The following is a 20,128-nucleotide window of genomic DNA, read 5'->3' on the forward strand; positions in this document are numbered from 1 at the left end:
GCAAAGCTGTAATATATATTCTTTTACTGGCACATCGTTATCTGCAGATTTGAAGACCATTACCATTCAAAATTTTGGCGTTGCCTCAGCTGGTGGGCCGCAAAACTTGGCAATTGATTTTAATGAAGCTTTAAAGGAGTACTACCAGAGGAACACCAATTTAAAACTTATCCCAAACGAGGGCGATCTATTTTTGGCGGGTTCCATAATTAAATATGAGATGACACCAGTAGCTACCAGTGCTACGGATAAAGCTGCAACCAATCGCCTGACGATAGGTATAGAGGTCACTTTTCAAAATACGCAAGCAGAAGACGAGAGTTTTGAAAAGGAATTTTCCTTTTATCAGGATTTCCCACAGGAGCAATCCTTAAGTGATGTAGAAGCCCGATTAGTGCCCAAAATTTTGGAACAGTTAGTTCTTAATATTTTTAATGACACTGCAGCTCAATGGTAGATAGTAAAGATATATATCGGCTTATTAACCTCTCTAACGAGCCTCAAAAGGCTAGTCCTGCAGATTTTGAGTGGTTGGCAAAACACTTAGACGAATTGCCTGACTTTGATCTTTTAAGAAAGGCGTTTGTGTTGGTTGGAGAGAAATTTGGTGCCAGCGGTCCAAACTTTGAAGAAGAAAGAAATATTTGGAAAAGGAAGAAGGTCTTTTACGAGCCTACTCCTAAAATAAAAAAAAGATTAGAAGCTAATCCTGTCAATAAAAACACTACTTCTGAAAGAATAAGTCAATTCATGAAGCAGTTTCAGCCAGTTCTTTCACCATATTAGTACGTTTCAAATAAGTTATAGCATAGGAATACTGTTACTTTAAGAAAAAAGTATTTATTTTGCACCCTCTTTAGAAACTCGAGAAAAATAATTTTGATTTCATGATAAGTACAATCTTAATATTAATGGTCATTGCAGCTTTATTGCTGATAGTGGTAATTTTAGTTCAAAACCCAAAAGGTGGTGGACTATCAAGTGAATTTGGCGGTGGAGCCACTTCTCAAATGTTTGGTGTTCAGAAAACCGGCGATATCTTAGAAAAGTTAACGTGGGGATTTTTTACATTCATTGTTTTAGGTTCATTATTCACTGGTTTGTATTTACAAAATGACCAAACGACAACTGTGAATAGTGCTTTAGATGTAGAAAGTAGCCAATCCGCTCCTGCTGCACCTGCACTTCCTAGCACTACTCCTTCTCCAGGTTTGACCGCTCCGATTGAAGTACCTGCAGAATAAGACAAATAGCATTATTAAAGAAGAGCCTGAGAAATTTCTTAGGCTCTTTTTTTTGGTCAAACTGACAGTTTAACCGAATCTATCCGGCCTTAAAACTTCGGATATCTGCCGCTTGTCTGAAAAGAAACAAGCCAACCTGAAAAATTGTCAGGATTATACACCTTTGTCACCCTTTGGCAGATAGTTTGTTCATCTGCTCATATATTAATAACCGAAAAAATAATTTAAAACTTAATAAAAACTATGTCAGTAAACGTGAAACCCTTAGCGGACAGAGTATTGGTAGAAGCTTCTCCAGCTGAAGAAAAAACAGCCTTCGGAATCATTATACCAGATACTGCAAAAGAAAAACCTCAAAAAGGAGTGGTAGTGGCTGTAGGCCCAGGAAAAAAAGATGAACCAGTTACTGTAAAAGTTGGTGACAATGTACTTTACGGAAAATACTCTGGCACTGAGTTGAGTGTAGAAGGTAAAGAGTATTTAATCATGCGTGAATCAGACATTTTCGCAATTGTTTAATTAATTATCGAGTTTGCTCGAGCCCAACAGCATACTGTTGGGAAAATAAATTATTGAAAATATAAAATTTAAAAGAAATCATGGCAAAACAAATTCACTTCGATACCGAAGCTAGAGATAGAATGAAAAAAGGAATTGACACCCTTGCCAATGCTGTCAAAGTAACTCTAGGCCCTAAAGGAAGAAACGTAATTATCGATAAGAAGTTTGGTTCTCCTGCTATCACTAAAGATGGTGTAACAGTAGCCAAAGAAATTGAGCTTAGAGATGTTATTGAAAACATGGGAGCACAGTTGGTTAAAGAAGTTGCTTCTAAAACTGCAGACCAAGCTGGTGATGGTACTACTACTGCCACTGTTTTGGCTCAAGCTATTTACACTATTGGTGCTAAAAACGTAGCAGCTGGTGCAAACCCAATGGATCTTAAAAGAGGTATTGACAAAGCGGTTACTGCTGTAGTAGCTAACCTTAGAGAGCAGTCAAATACCATCTCTACTTCTAAAGAGGTTACGCAGGTAGCTTCTATTTCTGCAAACAATGATTTCGAAATCGGTCAAATGATTTCTGATGCCATGGATAAAGTAGGAAAAGAAGGTGTTATTACGGTAGAAGAAGCTCGTGGTACTGAAACTGAAGTTAAAACAGTGGAAGGTATGCAGTTTGACAGAGGTTACCTTTCTCCATACTTTGTAACTAATGCAGAGAAAATGGATGCTGAAATGGAAAACCCATTCATCTTAATTTCTGAGAAGAAAGTTTCTTCTATGAAAGAACTTCTTCCTGTTCTTGAAGCTGTAGCTCAGACTGGTCGTCCTTTGATGATCATTGCTGAAGATGTAGACGGAGAGGCTCTTGCTACTTTAGTGGTAAACAAAATCCGTGGTTCATTGAAAATCTGTGCTGTTAAGGCTCCAGGTTTTGGTGACAGAAGAAAAGCTATGTTAGAAGACATCGCTGTTTTAACTGGCGGAACCGTAATCTCTGAAGAAAGAGGATTTAAATTAGAAAATGCTGACATTACTTTATTAGGTCAAGCAGAAAAAATCATAGTGGACAAAGACAATACAACTATTGTTAATGGAAGCGGTGATAAAGCGGCTATTTCTGGAAGAGTAAATCAGATCAAAGCTCAGATTGAAACAACTACTTCTGACTATGATAGAGAAAAACTTCAAGAGCGTTTAGCTAAATTATCTGGTGGTGTTGCTATCATATATATTGGTGCAGCTACTGAGGTAGAAATGAAAGAAAAGAAAGACAGAGTTGACGATGCTCTTCATGCTACTCGTGCTGCAGTAGAAGAAGGTATAGTAGCCGGTGGTGGAGTTGCCCTTATCAGAGCTCAAGCAGCCCTAGAAGGCCTTGAAGGTTCTAATGCCGATGAAAAAACGGGTATCGCTATCATCAGACAAGCTATTGAGTCTCCATTGAGAACTATCGTTGCCAACTGTGGTGGAGAAGGTTCTGTAGTGGTTATGGAAGTTAAAAAAGGCAAAGGAGCTTATGGTTACAATGCACGTGAAGACATATACGAAGATTTAATTAAAGCTGGTATCATTGACCCTACGAAAGTAACTCGTTTGGCTCTTGAGAACGCTGCTTCTATTTCTGGCATGTTATTAACTACGGAAGCTGTAGTTTCTGATATCCCTGAAGAGAAAGGTGATATGGGCCATGGTCACCCAGGTGGTGGAATGGGCGGAATGATGTAATTCATTCTTCACCCTGTATTTACAAAAAGGAGATTGTCTGTAATGGGCAATCTCCTTTTTTATTATACTGTAATACTTTAGCACAATATTTGCACAGATTCTTTTGATGAAAAAGGTACACTTGTTTACGATGTATAAACCAACGGTATTTTTGCTGCTTATTTTATTAGTAGGCTGCAACAAAGTAATTGATCTAGATATCAAACCTCTTAAAGAAAACATTGGAGAGACTATCTTAGGCAAAACCTGTAAAGTACAAAACCTCACAAGATCTGATGGTTTGTCTTTTAGCGTAGAATATGATGGAGACAAGCCGATTACCATTACTGGAAACTTACCTAGTTTTGACCGATTTCTGTATACAGGAAACCTTCTCACAGGGGCACAGCTAAGCAATGACCCAAAATCTCAAATCCTATTTACTTTTGATACTAAAGGAAATTTATCTAAAATAAATTTCAAAGGATCAGATGCTAGAGGTCCATTTGATTATGCCACCACCTTGACATATGACGGCAAAAGTAGACTTACGGATCTATCCCTAAATCTGCCCATCTTCTCGAAACCGGCCAATGTTAGATTAGAGTATAATGCAAATGATAACGTTACCAGAGTATTAAGAAAAACAGGTTTTGAAGACGAAGTACTTCTAGAAAATCATACTTTTGACACTAAAAAAGCCCCATTTTTAGACCAAAGACTTGGACAAATTTTATCCTACTTTATGGTATACTCACTTTTACAAGGTGACGCAAATTATACTTATTTCGTAAATAAAAACAATGTTACTTCCGCCACCATTACTAATGATAATGGCGTTACTGAGCTCTCTATGGAATATGCGTATAATACCAGCGGTTATCCAACTTCAACAGATATTGCCAAAAACTTTCAAGGTAGACTAAAACAAAGTACAGAGGCATTTACCTATAAGTGTGAATAAAAATTTTCTTTTAAATAGAACGCAGAAATGAATAAATCTATTTTTGAAGTAGCACATTGACCCTTAGCATTTCAACACTCCTAATTTGGAAATAAAATAGTCTCAGTTAAATTTAAGAAGAATTAAAATAGAAATTCCCGAAATATTTAAAGCCCGTTCAAACAAAAAACACTACTTTTGTATCCCGTAATCATAATTAGGAATTTACCAAATTTCAATGAGCGGGCAGAAAAAAACACCAAAATACATCTTCGTTACAGGAGGTGTCACTTCATCACTAGGTAAGGGAATCATAGCGTCGTCGCTAGCAAAACTGCTTCAAGCAAGAGGCCTTTCTGTGACCATTCAGAAATTAGATCCTTATTTAAATATTGATCCAGGAACCTTAAATCCTTATGAACACGGCGAATGCTATGTAACGGACGACGGGGCAGAAACAGATCTAGATTTAGGGCACTATGAAAGATTTCTGAATGTCAGAACTTCTCAAATAAACAATGTTACTACCGGTAGAATCTACAATAACGTACTCAGCAGAGAACGAAAAGGAGATTTCTTAGGTAAAACTGTTCAAGTAATTCCGCATATTACAGATGAAATCAAGAGAAACATTCTCAATTTAGGTGAAGAAGGTAAATACGACATTATCATCACTGAGATTGGCGGCTGCGTTGGTGATATTGAATCTTTACCATTTATTGAGGCGGTACGTCAACTAAAGTGGGACTTAGGAGAGCATAATATGCTCACCATACATTTGACGCTAATTCCTTATCTTAAGTCTGCAGGTGAACTAAAAACAAAACCTACGCAGCACTCTGTAAAGAAACTTCAGGAGGCTGGTTTACAACCCGATATTCTTGTTTGTAGAACGGAGCATTCACTTCCAATGGATATCAGAAGAAAAATTGCCCTTTTCTGTAATGTTCAGGTGCAGTCTGTTATAGAAGCCAAAGATGCTGGCACTATTTACGATGTACCACTTATGATGGAAAAAGAGAAGCTAGACCAAAGGGTACTTTATATGCTAGATATTTATAACGACAAAGACGCCAATATGAACGATTGGAAGAAGTTTCTTGGTCGTTTAAAAAACCCTACTGCCGAAGTTACCATTGGCTTAATAGGAAAATATGTGGAGCTTCCTGACGCTTACAAATCTATTGTTGAATCTTTTATTCATGCTGGAGCAGAAAATGAGTGCAAAGTAAAGATTGAGTGGATACACTCAGAAAGCTTTACGCTTGATAATATCAAGGAGAAACTTGGTGGTTTAGATGGTGTTTTAGTGGCTCCTGGATTTGGAGAAAGAGGCATTGAAGGAAAAATAGCTGCCGTAAAATATGTAAGAGAAAACAACATTCCATTTTTCGGAATATGCCTAGGTATGCAAATGGCTGTTATAGAATATGCCAGAAACGTACTGGGCTGGACAGACGCCCACTCTACAGAAATGAATCCTGATACCAAGCACCCTGTCATACATCTCATGAGAGACCAAAAAGATGTAGAAAATAAGGGAGGTACTATGAGACTTGGAGCATATAACTGCGAACTCGTAAAAAATACCTTAGCGTATAACGTTTATGGCAAAAAGAAAATCGCCGAAAGACACAGACACCGCTGGGAATTCAACAATCAATATATAAAAGATTTTGAAAACAGTGGTTTAGTACTTTCTGGCTTGAATGTTGAGAATAACTTGGTGGAAATTATAGAGCTTCCTACACATCCGTTTTTTATTGGCGTTCAGTTTCATCCAGAACTTAAGAGTACTGCATTGGAACCGCACCCCTTATTCATATCGTTTGTTAAGGCGGCGATGGCGTTTTCTTCAAACAAAGAATAACTCGATATTTTGTAAATTAGTGGAGCCCAATTATGAAAATAAAATATTCCTTTTTACTACTCATTATTACGGTCTTCACTAATTCTCAGCTCTTTTCTCAAACTATTACCATTAAAAATCTAAAGTCTCCACTCTGTAATGGTCAAAAAACGTATATCCAATTTGACACTACAGGACTGTTTATTGGAGAAGATTTCATTCTATATAGGTTAGATTTTCAAGGTTTTAAAGTGGAAATGGCTCGTTCTAAATCAGACTCCATAGCTATTTCTCCTACTTTCTCGACTGAAATATTCATAGCATCTTCCATTTCAAAAGTCTCTTCTGCAAAAGTAAGTATGAGCGTAGATGCTTTTACAGGATTATTCTTAAAATACAGTTCAGAAGCTATCTGTAATGGTTATACCAATCCAATAGAAATTTACACAGGCTTAGCCAGTGGTGATGAAATTTTCTGGACAAAAAATAATGCAGAAATCGATGGAGCGAAACAAAATATTTATCAAGCCAATGAAACGGGCACATATAAAGCCAAAGTAAAAAGAGGTGCTTGTATTTATTCCGTCGGTGGTACCGCCAATGTAGAAATTGGAAGCATCAGAAAAGCCGTTTTAAGTTCAAAACAACCTCCGGAAGTCTGTGAAGGTTTTTCGGTACCTTTGGATGCGAGCATCCCAGTAATAGCCGACCTTAGTTATCAGTGGCTTTACAATGGCGAAGAAATTTCTACAGCCAACATGCGTACTTACCTTGCAACAAAATCTGGAAGCTACCAACTGAGATTAAGTCAAGGCGAATGTACCAGCCTTTCTGATAAATTCGCTGTTAAAACAGGAAACCTCAAACCGGGTAAAATAATTACTCAACCTATAGTCTCCACCAATAGTGCTGTTACCATTTGCGAAGGCACCAGTGCCGGCCTAAGCATATCAGACTATCAGTCTGCCAGTAATATGTCAATAACTTGGCTTAAAGACGGTGTCAAATTAGCAAAACAGAATTCAGACCAGAATATATACGTCAAAGAAGCTGGAATTTACAGATATCTATTAAAACAAGGCAGTTGCGAAGTTCTTTCAGAACCTTTGATTTTAAAGACAGCAAAAGGAATGAGGGGGTTTGACCTAAAAGGCTTATCTGGTACAAGTTCTTGTGCTGGTAAGACGGTTGAGCTTATTATCAATTCAAAAAATAATGTAATTAGCCAAAGTGCATATAGTTTTAAACTCTATAAAGGAGGGCAATTTCTTTCTGATGTTCCGTTTCTATTCGATTATCTAAAAATAAAAGAGACGGGCAAATACCATGTAGAAGGTCGCTATGGCTCTGATAACTGTACTGTATACTCCGACACCCTAAATGTGACTATCTCCAATTCATCCGTTCCTTTTCAGATTTATGCGGGTATAGACGAAATACAAAGCTGCTCAGACTCTACTTTAATCGCACAAAATTTAAACCTTACTGGTTTAGATAGCCCTAGTGTTCAATTTTTATGGAAGAAAGACGGACAATCCATATCAAATGGCAACCAAAAGGCTCTTTATGCCAAATCAAGTGGGACATATAGTCTAAGTGTTGCTCTGGATAGTTCTTGTGTTTATGAATCCACACCCCTAAAAGTAAGTCTAAAGTCCTTTAATGGTAAAATACAAAAGCCAGAAAAAGCTCTATGTGCAGCTAACTTGAACGAATTACTTGTTCAAATTGGTGATAAAAATATTAGGACTCAGAAAATAGGCGGCGACTTGCTTTTAAGCAATGACGTTAGCTATCAATGGTTTTTAGACAATGCTGCTTTAGGCACGAAGTCTAGTCAAACGATTAGTAAATCTGGAAAATACAGTGTTGATATTTTTCATAAAACTTGCACTGTAAATACGCCACAAAGTTCGGTTCAATTATTAGAACTCAATAGGAAGCTTACACCATCGATAGACACGCTTTCTATATGCCCTGCAGGAGGTTTGGTGGTTATTTCTGCTATAGGTATAGCAGACAGCTATCAGTGGATTAACGACAGCATTAATGCGACGTCTACCGAATTTGAAATTTATGCTGATAAACTTGGCAGCTATAAGGTTTGGATGGAAAAAGAAGGCTGCTCTGGATTTTCCGAAACCAAAGTAGTAAAAAGAACTAACGCCTCGCCTACGGCAACATTAAGCGGCGGTGAAACCATAGAAATTGGCAAAAAAACAGATTTAAAAGTGGCGTTGACAGGTTCTGCACCTTGGAATTTAACAACCTCCTCTGGTGAAACCTTTTTGTTAGTTAAATCACCATTTACTTGGAAAGTATCTCCAACCGAAAACACCAGCTATTCGCTTACCACGGTAACCAACCCATGTGGATCTGGAGAAACTTTTGGAGGTGCAGACGTCAATGTTTTAGTATTGGGGAATGAAGAAAGTAAAACAGACGGTCTTTCTGTTTATCCTAATCCCGGAGTTGATAAAATTAGACTAGAACTGAGAGAAACACCTTCTTCAAAAACAGATTATAAAATCTACAATCTAAATGGCGAGATTCTTAAGTCCAGCTTAGTTTCTGAAAAAGTAAGTGATATAGATATCAGTAATCTTAGTGAGGGAAGCTATATCATTAGAGTGGTTTCAGGACAGAGTGTTAGAACAAGAAAGATCATAAAAAGGTCATATTAATAACTAGACCTGACAAGCAAAACCTATTATCTTCATTAAAGATTAAATAGCTTTATCTAAAGTAATTCATCCATCATCTGAACATCCAATGGCGTTCAATAGGTGAATTGACAGAAAAGTTGTAAATCATAATTTGTCTTAATCCCTTAGAAAGATATTGAAAATGCTTAAAGTAATATTAAAAATCCTAGCTGGTATCTTCACAGTTTTACTGTTTCTAGTAATCTGTTTGGTAACCAAAATTGACAGAACACCTTATCAGGACATGGATTATTATTCCGCCTGGAAAAGCAATATCAATAACTTGGTACTTTCCTCCGAAAAGGCCACTGATTCTCTTAAAGTAGGCTGGGCAAAAGTTAACATTACACCTCAAAATCCAATTCCACTGGCTGGATATGGAAAAAGAAGAGGTGCCGCTTATGAAGCCGTTCACGATTCTGTTTTTGTTAGAACCATACTTTTAGAGAAAAACAACATCAGAACCGCCATTATATCTGCCGATTTACTCATCCTCCCACCTACCGTAAGTCAAAAAGTTAAATCTGGACTAAGTGAGTTAAACATAGATTTTGACCATATTTATTTTGGAGCCATTCATAGCCATAACAGCATAGGAGCTTGGTATAATACGCTGGTGGGAACTTTATTTGCCGGAAAATATGATGAGACCATAGAGAATTCAATAAGTGATGGTATTCTAAAATCCATTCAACTGGCGTCAGACAATTTGACCGTAGCGGAAGTTAGCTTCGAAAAAGACTTAGACGAAAAAGACATCAAAAATAGAATTATAGAAGGAGGAAAAATAGAACCTTTTATTAGAACCTTAAGATTCAAAACCACAAATAATAAACAAGCCATTTTAACCACTTACGCTGCCCATTCCACGGTCCTTAATGCCGCTACCCTTCAGCTTTCTAGAGATTATCCTGGTGTATTGGTGGATTCCTTAGAAAAAGGAGAGGCCGATTTTGCCATGTATATGGCAGGTGCAGTAGGAAGTATGGCACCCATAGAAAAAGGATTGGACGATTTTGACGAATTAAATAATCAAGCGAGGGGTGTTCTATTTGAGCTTAACTCGGAAAACGAATTTGAATCTTTGTCTTTAAATCCTGACATTTTATCTTTTCAATTAGATTTACCTTTAAGAAAACCATCTCCTCGTATTTCTGATAATTATGCACTAAGACCATGGGTTTTTAAATGGCTTTTTGGCGACGCACCTTCCTTTGTGAAAGTTTTGAAAATAGGCGATAATCTTTTAGTAGGATTGCCATGCGATTTTTCTGGAGAACTGATGGAAAACCTAGATTTGTATGCCCAATCAAAAGGTCTCAACCTAATCATAACAAGCTTTAATGGCACCTATGCTGGCTATATAACGGCCGACGAGCATTTTGATACAGAAACTTACGAAACCTTCACCATGAGTTGGTTTGGGCCTTATAATGGAGACTATTTCTCTGAAGTGGTCACAGATATAATAGACAAGCTTTCTCTTAACTAAAAAAGCTTTAAACCGCTTTATTCATTAGAAAATCTCCCGATTTTATCGGGACCGTAGCTAAATTGCTTCCCATCGGCAAGCTCAGGGTTACACAAATTAGTTCAATTCGTCAGGCTCAATGCAGGCGTAAACCCATTTAAACTCAATCTCCAGAACATTTGCTCAGGGTAAACCGGTAGGCTATTCTCGTATAAATGTCTGATTTATGCCACTTTAAAACTCATTACGATTCATGAATAAACCGGGTTTAATCTCTTTTCAAAAAAACGAAATCTATAGACATTTCTTCGTTGGAAATGGTGGCTTTAAGCGTATCTCCCAATCTATTGTAGGCAATTTTCTTAGGAAAGTCGTTGGCAGTATTTTCGGCTACAAAGCCATGAGATGATTTAGTAATAATATCAAAATAGGTGGGTTCTTCATTAACACCTCTTACCACTAAGGCCCACTTTTCACTGTCGTTTTCTATGGTCATGTTTTCTATAAAAACCGTATCCGCATTGTTTAGTGTTAGCCCTAAACCTGCCATAATACCTTCATGATTTTGTTTCCAATACTCATAAGTCTTTTTCCCTTCGGCATTATTTAATCTTACCCAATCTCCTGATAACCACGAGAACTCTTTAAGCTCACGAGATTGACAAGATAAAACGGCTGTCCATAAAAAGGCCCAAACGATTAATTTCATGCGGCTTTATCTGACTTGATTTTGAATGGCATTCTTAAAACTATCTTAGTTCCAGTGGCTTCACCCCTAGCGTCTTCCAAATCTACAATCTCTAAAGAATGTTCGTTGGAAGAGTCTTTAAAGTAATTATCAAGTCGCTGCTTTGTCAAAGATAAACCAATAGATGAATTATTAAGTGTTTTCTGAGCCTTGATCTCTCTGGATTTTTTCCTACCAATTCCATTGTCTTCAATCTCTATTAAAAACTCTTTATTTGAATATCGACTCACATTCATTTTAATCACTTTCGATCCTTCTTTTGACGATAATCCATGCCAAATAGAGTTCTCTAAAAAAGGTTGAAGAATGAGGGAAGGAACCCTTATTCCAGTAGTTTCTATCCCATCTTCTACATTCATCTCAAAATGTATTTTGTTTGAAAACCTGATATTCTCTATGTTTAAATAAAGCTCCATGGTGTCCAGTTCTTCCTGCAATGTAATATCCTTTTCTTTTGAAGTTGCCAAAATGGTTCTTATCAGTTTTGAAAACTTATTGAGATAATAAACCGCCTTATCTTTCTCATTGCTAATAATATACAACTTGATGGAATTAAGGGAGTTAAAAATAAAATGAGGATTCATTTGAGAACGCATCATTTTTTGTTCTAAAGCCAAGTACTCTTTTTCTCTCCTAAGCTGTAATTGCCTGTAAATAAAATAAAAAAGCCCTATTAAAAGGGTAAGGCATATACTTCCAATAACAAAAACCTTACGATTATCATCTAGTTTAAGATGAACTATTTCATTTTCCTTTTCTAATATTTCAATTTTATTCTTCTTGGTGTCAGAGTCATATTTAAGAATCAGGTCTGCTACATATTGCTGATTAGATTCGTTTAAATAAATGGCTTGGTTTTCATTGTATAATTTCATGAAGCGAATAGCCTCCTGATATTGCCCTTTTTTTTCATTAATTTCTGACAAGACTCGGTAAGACTCTGCAACAAAATAGCCCATATTTCTTTCCTTGGCGTCTGTCAAGGCTTTTTGTATATATGACTCGCTTAAAGCTAAATTTCCTTCTTCCAAAAGTGCCCAGCCATAGTTTAAATTAGCCATGGTCAAATAATAGTAATCTCCTATTTCCTCCGCCTTTTTAATGGAAGGTTGAATAATTTTCAAAGCTTCCTTAAAACGCTTTTGTTTTATATAGATCTGGCCAATACTGTTATTGCAAATTACTTTACCTAATGTGGAATTTATTTTGTTATTGTAAGCTAGAGATTTCCGGTAATAAGCTAGTCCAGTTTCTAAGTCTCCCCTATCCTCATAAATGCTGCCAAGGTTCTGATAATTAATAGCCAAACCCATTGCATTATCTGTTTTTTCTTCAATTTTAATGGAAGCCAAAAACTCAGTTTCAGCCAATTCTGGCTGACGCAATGAAATGTAAATATTCCCTATGCTATTTCGTGCTACAGCAATATTTCGCTGTGCTGTTAGGGTTTCTTTACCACTAGCTTCCGCAAACTCCAAAGCCTTTTTATGTAGGTCTAAGGCTTCTCTGACCTCCTCCATCCGACGATGAACCACGCCCATCATGTTTAGACTAATAACTTTGAAGTCTATGTTTTCACATTGTTCGGCATACCCCAATGCTATTTTAAGATCAACCAAGGCCTTTGGATATTCTGAAATATTTCTACTGTTAATACCCTTTTGAATATAGGCATAAGCTAAGCCCTCATTATAAGATTCATTTTTCGCCTTAATAATAAAAGCTTCAAGGATATCCGAATCTCTTCTTACTGATTTTAGTAAACTGTCTATTTCTGCAAAATCTGTGGAATGGATTTTCAGTACTTCATCCAAGTTGACTATTCCTTGCGAAAAAGTATTTTCTGGAAAAGTCCATATAGCCATTAAGACCATTAATATTTTAAGCAAACTTCTCACTAAAATTTATTAAGAAATTCAGATTTTCTGTTCCTAGAAACAGGTATATGCTTACCATCTTCCATGATGATATAAGCATCTGTTTTTAAATACTCCCTCACCTTTGAAAGATTGATTATATAGGAGTTGTGTACTCTAAAGAATTCTATCTCATTAAGTTTTTCACTTAACTTTTTCAATGTTTGTGTGATAAAAAGCTTTTCGCCGTTGCCCAAAAAGATAGAAGTATAATTTCCGTCGCCCTCGCAATAAAGGATTTCCTCGGGTTTTAAAAAGACAATTTTGCCATCAATGTTAATGCCTATTCGCCGATTTCCTCCCCCTGTTTTAGACATCACATTTAGCAGCGTTTCCTCAAATTTATCTTTGATTGAATGCTCTCTTTGAAAATCCTTAACTTTATTACAAGCCAACATTAAGTCGTCAGAATCAATGGGCTTGAGAAGATAATCTAAGGCCCTTTCTTTAATGGCATTGATACCATATTGGTCATATGCAGTAGTAATAATAACTGCGAAATTCCTATCGGGCAATTGGTCTAAAAACCTAAACCCATCCATTTGAGGCATTTCAATGTCAAGAAAAACACAGTCAATTTCTTGCTCATCATCAAAGAATAGCAATCCTTTTCTGGGGTCTGTAAAGGTGGCCACAACCTCAACCTCAGGACAGAAATTTTCCAATTCCCATTTGAGACCTTCAATAGCCTTAGGCTCATCGTCAATTATTACTACTTTTATCATGATTGAATGCTAATGGCACAATTTACATCAAAGCATTTATTTGCAGTCAAAAAGTGTATACTTGGTATCCTTTTTTTAATAAACGGTCGTTTTCGATTAAAAATTAACGAAAACGACCGTTTATAAGTTATCTTAAGCCTGCCTTCACTATAATCTCCTCTACTATAGTAGGGTCTAAAAGTGTTGATATATCACCTAAGTTTGACACGTCTTTCTCCGCTATTTTCCTTAAAATTCTTCTCATAATTTTCCCTGATCTAGTCTTCGGTAAACCAGACACGAAGAGAATTTCATCTGGCTTAGCTATAGGTCCAATCAGTTTAGTCACAGTGGCTAAAATCTCCTTTTTAGTCTTGTCCTCATCACTAACGTTTTTCTCTATGATTATATATGCAAAAATACCTTGGCCTTTAATGTCATGAGGATATCCTACCACGGCAGATTCTACCACTCCATGATGAGAATCAAGAGCATCTTCTACCTCTGCGGTGCCTATTCTATGTCCAGAAACATTGATAACATCATCTACCCTACCGGTAATTCTGTAGTATCCGTCTTTGTCTCTTACACAGCCATCTCCTGTAAAGTAATTACCTGGGTATGCAGAAAAATACACTTTCTTACATCTTTCGTGGTCACCCCAAGTAGTTCTTATAATAGAAGGCCACGGAAACTTAATGCATAAGTTTCCATTGACACCATTACCTTTTATTTCTTCCCCTTTATCGTCTACCAGCATAGGCTGAATACCCGGCAATGGTAAAGTGGCATAAGTCGGTTTAGTTCTAGTGATATCTGCCAAAGGAGAAATCATGATACCTCCAGTTTCGGTTTGCCACCAGGTGTCTACAATCGTACATTTCCCTTTACCTATTTTTTCGTCATACCAATGCCACGCTTCTTCATTAATAGGCTCACCCACAGAACCTAACACTCTTAAACTGGATAAATCCTTATCATTTACATACTCATCTCCCTGTGCCATTAAAGCTCTAATGGCCGTAGGTGCTGTATAAAAAATATTGACTTTATGTCTCTTCACAATATCCCAAAAACGACCCGCGTCTGGGCACATAGGAACGCCTTCAAACATTAGGGTAGTTGCACCTGCTGCCAGTGGACCATAAACTATATACGAATGACCCGTTATCCAGCCAATATCTGCGGTACAGAAATATACATCTCCAGGATTATACTGGAAAACATTGAGAAACGAATAGGTGGTATAAACCATATAGCCCCCGCAGGTGTGAACCACACCTTTGGGCTGCCCTGTGGAGCCAGAAGTATACAATATGAACAATGGGTCTTCTGAATCCATTTGCTCTGGAGCACATACTTCCGAAGCCTCAGCCATTTCCTCGTCCCAGTCCTTATCTCTACCAGATAGCATGGTTATTTCTTCATGGGTTCTTTTCTTAACCAATACCACCTCCACAGAAGAACAGCTTTTCATGGCCTCGTCTACCGTGGCTTTCATTGGGATATTCTTTAATCCTCTAAAAGCTCCATCAGAAGTGACCACAGCCTTACAATCCGCATCGTTTATTCTATCGGCAATGGCCTTTGCAGAGAAACCACCAAAAACTACAGAATGAATAGCACCAATTCTGGCACAAGCCAAAGCAGCAATAGCTAGTTCTGGAATCATTGGCATATAAAGACAGACACGATCCCCTTTACCAATGCCATTATTTTTTAAAACATTAGAAAACTTACACACTTCGGCATGTAATTCTTTAAAAGTAAACTTAACGGGTTCGTCTATAATTTCATTAGACTCCCAAATAATGGCTACTTGGTCTCCTTTATCTTCCAAATGCCTATCAAGACAGTTCTCCGTTATATTTAATTTACCGCCAACAAACCATTTTACATTAGGCTCATCAAAATTCCATTCCAAAACCTTATCCCAAGGCTTCTGCCACATGAACTCCTTGGCTATATCTCCCCAAAACTCTTCAGGACTATCTACACTCTTTTTATATGCTAATTGGTATTCTTCGAAATTATGTATTCTCATTTTTTAGGGTCACAAATTATATTTATACTAGTTTGTAAATATAGGAAATTAGTGTTTTCAAGCCAGAAAAAGATAGAAAATTGGCATTATTGACTTAAAAGTTCAATAGAATATAACCTCAAAAAGTTTGCTTTCTTGCGTTCACATCTGAACGAAAGTCCTATTTCTTAACAAGAGGGATGTACCATATATCCTTTTGAAGGTCTACGCCACCACCCAGTTGTTCTTGCACCACCCGGTCTATAATATAGATTCCTTTATTAGCCATATTAGGAAAAGAGTCGATGCCATTATTGGGAAAACCTACTCGAGTTCTATGGATATTAAACTTGTCTGCAAACTTTCTTCCAAAAGCTTCTTCTACGCCCTTTTTACCAATCATAAAACCTAACAAACCACCCCAAGTGGCCGTTGGGTTATCAGAATCCCAGCCACAAAGTGCTCCTATTTTTATGGTCTCTTTAAGGTCTCCTTCTCCATAGTAAAGACTTATAATGCTGGATGCAAAGTTTATTCCTGCGGCAAAACAGGCATTGCAGTAAACGTTTTTCGAAGTCATATCATAGCCATCTTCTTGATTAACCTGATATCTTTCGTATACCTCGTCTCTGGTTTCTTCCCACGTTTTACCTAACATATATTGAGCTTTTACCAAATCATACATCTTGGCAGAATAAGTATGATTTGGTAAATGTTTACGAGCTTCCTCTGCCATCCATTTGATATTATCCGCTATTGGTTTAGACTCATCAATGCTGGAAGCCAAAGAATACATGATCACGTTAAACTCAGAAACTAATTGGGCATTTTCTCTCGCCACAGTTTGTATCGGCAATAACGATAATTTCAGTGCCACCTCCGGACGAGACGGTGCATAAAAGCCAAATATCTCTGTGGTCAATTGGGCATCTATCATATCATACTCTGGATTATTTTCTGGACTTCCAGTAGCAGGAGGCACTAGGCCTTCGTACATTAAATCCAAAGCTTTCTGATTTGAAACCCACAGATAGTTCTCTTCTTCTTTTTTGATGTGCTTTAACCATCCATTTCTTATTTGCTCACCAGAAAGAATACTCGTTTTATTTGCTAGTAGAAGTTCTTGATAGATGTATTCAATGTCGGTATCATCGTCTGCCCCCCAAACACTCCCTTCATCCTCAAAAACAAAATCAATGGTAGAGGACCATTCGCTAATCTCTCCATTTTTTGAAAAAATACTTGGCAAATCTGGTTTACCCCAATCTTCTCTTGTGTAGAAATTCCCTGTTTTAATAGCTCCAATATTTCCAATCTTATCCATCTCTGTCACTAAACCTGTCCAATTGGCAATACATTGCCCTAGCCAAAAACCTTCGAGCTTGTCCTTATAAGCTGTTCTAGAAATCTTTATGTCGGAGTCATTCTGTTGATAATCTTGGTAAACCAAATCTGGATTTTGAAGGCTATTGGGTTCTGACTTTTGGCAGGAAGTAAAGACTAAACCTAGTACTAAGACTGAATAAGAAAAGTATTTCATGAATGATTGGGTTGAATATTAAATAAAAGCAAATGCTCGTCCGAACATTTTCTTGACCAAATTACGCAGCGTTTTTACAAGTGTTAACCTGTTTTGTCTTTTTATTGAGTCAATCCTGAAATAAACAAAATTACCTCTAAAGGATTACTGAGCAACAAATTATTAATCATATCCCTGTATTAAATAAACTTCTTTATGGCCATCATATAACCCAAATAGACCCTTCATCAGCCGATGTAAAGTGCTTACAAAAAATAACATTTAATATAATTCCTAAAACCAAAAATGAATTCAATAATACCTCCAGAATAGGAGGAAAAACAGCCTTTCTAAATACACTAATTGCAAAACTAAATATGCTAGATAAAATCAGAAGATAGATACCTATCCTATGAGAAGGTGAAAACACAGCACTCGATAAACAACAGTCATTTTCTTTTCCAAAATCCATGTATAATAAGAAAAAAATAGGCAAGAAAATAACTGTCCACAGCTGAATCACCTTCCATAGCTTACTAACCGTTTTTACTTTTCCTTGGACTAAATAATAAGTAAAGTTTACCCATGAAAAAACGGAGGACACTATTGCCAATATTATTATCGGAAAACTAATCAAAGCACCTATGTATTATTTAGAAATGCTTACCCCACAATAAGAAAAAACTATTGAGAGGTAAGCATAATATTTATCAATGCCCCGTAGCCTCTCCAGCTCCGCTAGGAATTCTAATAGTTTCTACCATTTCTTGTACATCTTCTGGTGGTGCAGGCGTAAATCTTGAAATGATTAAAGACACTGTAAAGTTGACCATCATACCTACCGTACCAAAGCCTTCTGGTGAGATACCAAACCACCAATCTGCTTCTGTGGCTGTAGCTTCATCTCCTATCCAGTGCAATCTAAATCTAGCGATATAATACATGGTAATTAGAAGACCTGTTATCATTCCTGTAATTGCTCCTTCTTTGTTCATTCGTTTATTAAAAATCCCAAGAATGATGGCCGGGAAGAAAGATGCTGCTGCTAAACCAAAAGCTAGTGAAACCACGGATGCTACAAAACCTGGCGGATAAATACCAAAATAGCCGGCTACGCATACTGCTACAAAAGAGGCCAGACGAGCCGCTAATAGCTCTGCTTTATCGCTCATGTTTGGCATGTACTGCTTCTTCAATAAATCGTGCGAAACAGAACTAGAAATAACCAAGAGAAGTCCTGCCGCAGTACTTAGAGCTGCTGCTAAACCTCCTGCAGCCACTAAAGCAATGACCCAATTAGGCAATCTGGCTATTTCAGGATTCGCTAATACCATGATATCCTGATCAATCTTAAGTTCATTGGTAATAGGGTCGGCAACGTATTGTACTAAACCATCACCATTCTTATCTTCAAAGCCAATCAAACCTGTTTTCTCCCAATTGGAAAACCATGCAGGTAAACTTTTATACTCCGCATTACTAACAGTTTCAATTAAATTTGTTCTGGCAAAAGCAGAAATTGCAGGTGCCGTGGTATATAAAATAGCGATAAAGGCTAAAGCATAACCTGCAGATTTACGAGCATCACTCACCTTAGGAACCGTAAAAAACCTCACTATAACGTGCGGCAGACCTGCCGTGCCCACCATTAAAGCAGTAGTAATAAAGAAAACATCTAATTTGGATTTTACTCCAGAAGTGTATTCTGCAAAACCCAGCTCCTTATGTAAACCATCCAATTTGTCTAAAAGGTAAACACCATCCGACATTTTAGCACCAAAACCTAGCTGCGGCAAAATGGTATCGGTCATCTGGATAGATATAAAAAAAGCAGGAACCATAAAGGCAAATATTAAGACACAGAACTGGGCTACTTGTGTATACGTAATGCCTTTCATGCCACCTAATACAGCATAGAAAAACACAATGGCCATTCCTATGATAACACCTGTGTTAATGTCCACTTCTAAAAACCTTGAAAATACTACCCCTACCCCACGCATCTGTCCTGCCACATAGGTGAAAGAAACAAACAAGGCACATACCACAGCCACTGTTCTGGCGGTGTTGGAATAATATCTATCGCCGATAAAATCTGGCACCGTAAACTTGCCAAATTTCCTTAGATAAGGAGCTAATAACAAGGCCAGTAAAACATACCCACCTGTCCATCCCATGAGGTAAATGGAGCCGTCGTATCCCATAAAAGAAATAAGACCAGCCATAGAAATGAACGATGCTGCTGACATCCAGTCGGCGGCTGTGGCCATACCGTTTGCCAAAGGGGAAACGCCACCACCAGCCACGTAAAAGTCTTTGGTTGATCCTGCTCTTGACCAAATGGCTATACCTATATATAATGCAAAAGAAATACCTACGATAATGTAGGTCCATGTAGTTATGCTCATCTATTAATCTTCGTTTACGTTAAATTCCTTATCTAATTTATTCATAAGACGTACATAGACGAAAATCAGAATAACAAACACATAAATGGAGCCTTGCTGTGCAAACCAAAAACCAAGTTTAAAACCACCCATTCTAATGGTGTTCAATTGGTCTACTAAAATAATTCCGAAGACGTAGGAAACTAAAAACCAAATACTAAGAAGTATAGCGAGGTACTTCAGGTTTTTTCGCCAATAGGCGGTTTTATCAAATTTTTTGGGTGTCATTATATAGGGTTAATTATTATAGATTAACTATAGAAAGCAAACTACCAATAATTTTTACTGAACGGAAGGATGACATCCATTTTTTGAATTAAAAACCCTTAGAGGGAGCTTTGATTCAAAC

The 20,128-nt window shown here is 37.2% G+C and carries 17 protein-coding genes; 9 read left to right on the forward strand and 8 right to left on the reverse strand.

The features are described from left to right. The 9 genes from lptE to ACTBZY_RS16735 all read left to right on the forward strand — a co-directional run. A partial coding sequence (lptE, locus tag ACTBZY_RS16695; protein WP_463047486.1) for an LPS assembly lipoprotein LptE occupies positions 1 to 457 on the forward strand: 457 nt, incomplete at its 5' end. Beyond that, complete coding sequence (locus ACTBZY_RS16700; protein WP_463047487.1) at positions 451 to 786, forward strand: hypothetical protein; 336 nt, start codon at positions 451 to 453, stop codon at positions 784 to 786. The genes lptE and ACTBZY_RS16700, both read left to right, overlap by 7 nt. Positions 787 to 887: 101 nt before the next feature. Further along, positions 888 to 1,244 (forward strand): preprotein translocase subunit SecG, encoded by a 357-nt coding sequence (gene secG / locus ACTBZY_RS16705; RefSeq protein ID WP_463047488.1) that lies wholly within the window; start codon positions 888 to 890, stop codon positions 1,242 to 1,244. A 243-nt stretch (positions 1,245 to 1,487) separates the two neighbouring features. Continuing rightward, positions 1,488 to 1,763, forward strand: coding sequence for a co-chaperone GroES (locus ACTBZY_RS16710; protein ID WP_463047489.1), 276 nt, complete (start codon positions 1,488 to 1,490; stop codon positions 1,761 to 1,763). Between the two features lie 80 nt (positions 1,764 to 1,843). Then, complete coding sequence (gene groL, locus ACTBZY_RS16715; RefSeq protein WP_463047490.1) at positions 1,844 to 3,475, forward strand: chaperonin GroEL; 1,632 nt, start codon at positions 1,844 to 1,846, stop codon at positions 3,473 to 3,475. Positions 3,476 to 3,581: 106 nt separating this feature from the next. Continuing rightward, entirely contained in the window at positions 3,582 to 4,418 is an 837-nt protein-coding gene (locus ACTBZY_RS16720) for a hypothetical protein (protein WP_463047491.1), read from the forward strand. 217 nt (positions 4,419 to 4,635) lie between these two features. After that, positions 4,636 to 6,267 carry a CTP synthase gene (locus ACTBZY_RS16725; protein ID WP_463047492.1) on the forward strand — a complete coding sequence of 544 codons (1,632 nt, stop codon included), beginning with the start codon at positions 4,636 to 4,638 and terminating at the stop codon, positions 6,265 to 6,267. Positions 6,268 to 6,299: 32 nt separating this feature from the next. Next, a complete protein-coding gene (locus ACTBZY_RS16730; RefSeq protein WP_463047493.1) occupies positions 6,300 to 8,930 on the forward strand; it encodes a T9SS type A sorting domain-containing protein in 2,631 nt (876 codons plus the stop codon). A gap of 163 nt (positions 8,931 to 9,093) precedes the next feature. After that, complete coding sequence (locus tag ACTBZY_RS16735; RefSeq protein ID WP_463047494.1) at positions 9,094 to 10,443, forward strand: neutral/alkaline non-lysosomal ceramidase N-terminal domain-containing protein; 1,350 nt, start codon at positions 9,094 to 9,096, stop codon at positions 10,441 to 10,443. Between the two features lie 247 nt (positions 10,444 to 10,690). On the opposite strand, the gene ACTBZY_RS16740 is transcribed toward ACTBZY_RS16735, so the two are convergent. The 8 genes from ACTBZY_RS16740 to ACTBZY_RS16775 form a co-directional block, all read right to left on the reverse strand. Then, positions 10,691 to 11,131 carry a DUF6265 family protein gene (locus ACTBZY_RS16740; RefSeq protein ID WP_463047495.1) on the reverse strand — a complete coding sequence of 147 codons (441 nt, stop codon included), beginning with the start codon at positions 11,129 to 11,131 and terminating at the stop codon, positions 10,691 to 10,693. After that, positions 11,128 to 13,059 carry a tetratricopeptide repeat-containing sensor histidine kinase gene (locus ACTBZY_RS16745; protein WP_463047496.1) on the reverse strand — a complete coding sequence of 644 codons (1,932 nt, stop codon included), beginning with the start codon at positions 13,057 to 13,059 and terminating at the stop codon, positions 11,128 to 11,130. The genes ACTBZY_RS16740 and ACTBZY_RS16745 overlap by 4 nt, the downstream gene beginning before the upstream one ends. An 8-nt stretch (positions 13,060 to 13,067) precedes the next feature. After that, on the reverse strand, positions 13,068 to 13,811 hold the full coding sequence (locus ACTBZY_RS16750; protein WP_463047497.1) for a LytR/AlgR family response regulator transcription factor: 744 nt from the start codon (positions 13,809 to 13,811) through the stop codon (positions 13,068 to 13,070). 127 nt (positions 13,812 to 13,938) lie between these two features. After that, the gene (gene acs / locus ACTBZY_RS16755; RefSeq protein ID WP_463047498.1) at positions 13,939 to 15,834 is read right to left on the reverse strand and encodes an acetate--CoA ligase; all 1,896 of its coding nucleotides are present in this window, start codon (positions 15,832 to 15,834) and stop codon (positions 13,939 to 13,941) included. A 160-nt stretch (positions 15,835 to 15,994) separates the two neighbouring features. Then, positions 15,995 to 17,353, reverse strand: coding sequence for an ADP-ribosylglycohydrolase family protein (locus tag ACTBZY_RS16760; RefSeq protein ID WP_463047499.1), 1,359 nt, complete (start codon positions 17,351 to 17,353; stop codon positions 15,995 to 15,997). Positions 17,354 to 17,555: 202 nt separating this feature from the next. Continuing rightward, positions 17,556 to 17,969 carry a DUF6688 domain-containing protein gene (locus tag ACTBZY_RS16765; protein WP_463047500.1) on the reverse strand — a complete coding sequence of 138 codons (414 nt, stop codon included), beginning with the start codon at positions 17,967 to 17,969 and terminating at the stop codon, positions 17,556 to 17,558. Positions 17,970 to 18,042: 73 nt separating this feature from the next. Further along, on the reverse strand, positions 18,043 to 19,740 hold the full coding sequence (locus ACTBZY_RS16770; protein ID WP_463047501.1) for a sodium:solute symporter family protein: 1,698 nt from the start codon (positions 19,738 to 19,740) through the stop codon (positions 18,043 to 18,045). A gap of 3 nt (positions 19,741 to 19,743) precedes the next feature. Beyond that, a complete protein-coding gene (locus ACTBZY_RS16775; RefSeq protein ID WP_463047502.1) occupies positions 19,744 to 20,007 on the reverse strand; it encodes a DUF4212 domain-containing protein in 264 nt (87 codons plus the stop codon). Between the last annotated feature and the right edge of the window lie 121 nt (positions 20,008 to 20,128).

This window comes from Arcticibacterium sp. (assembly GCF_055134445.1).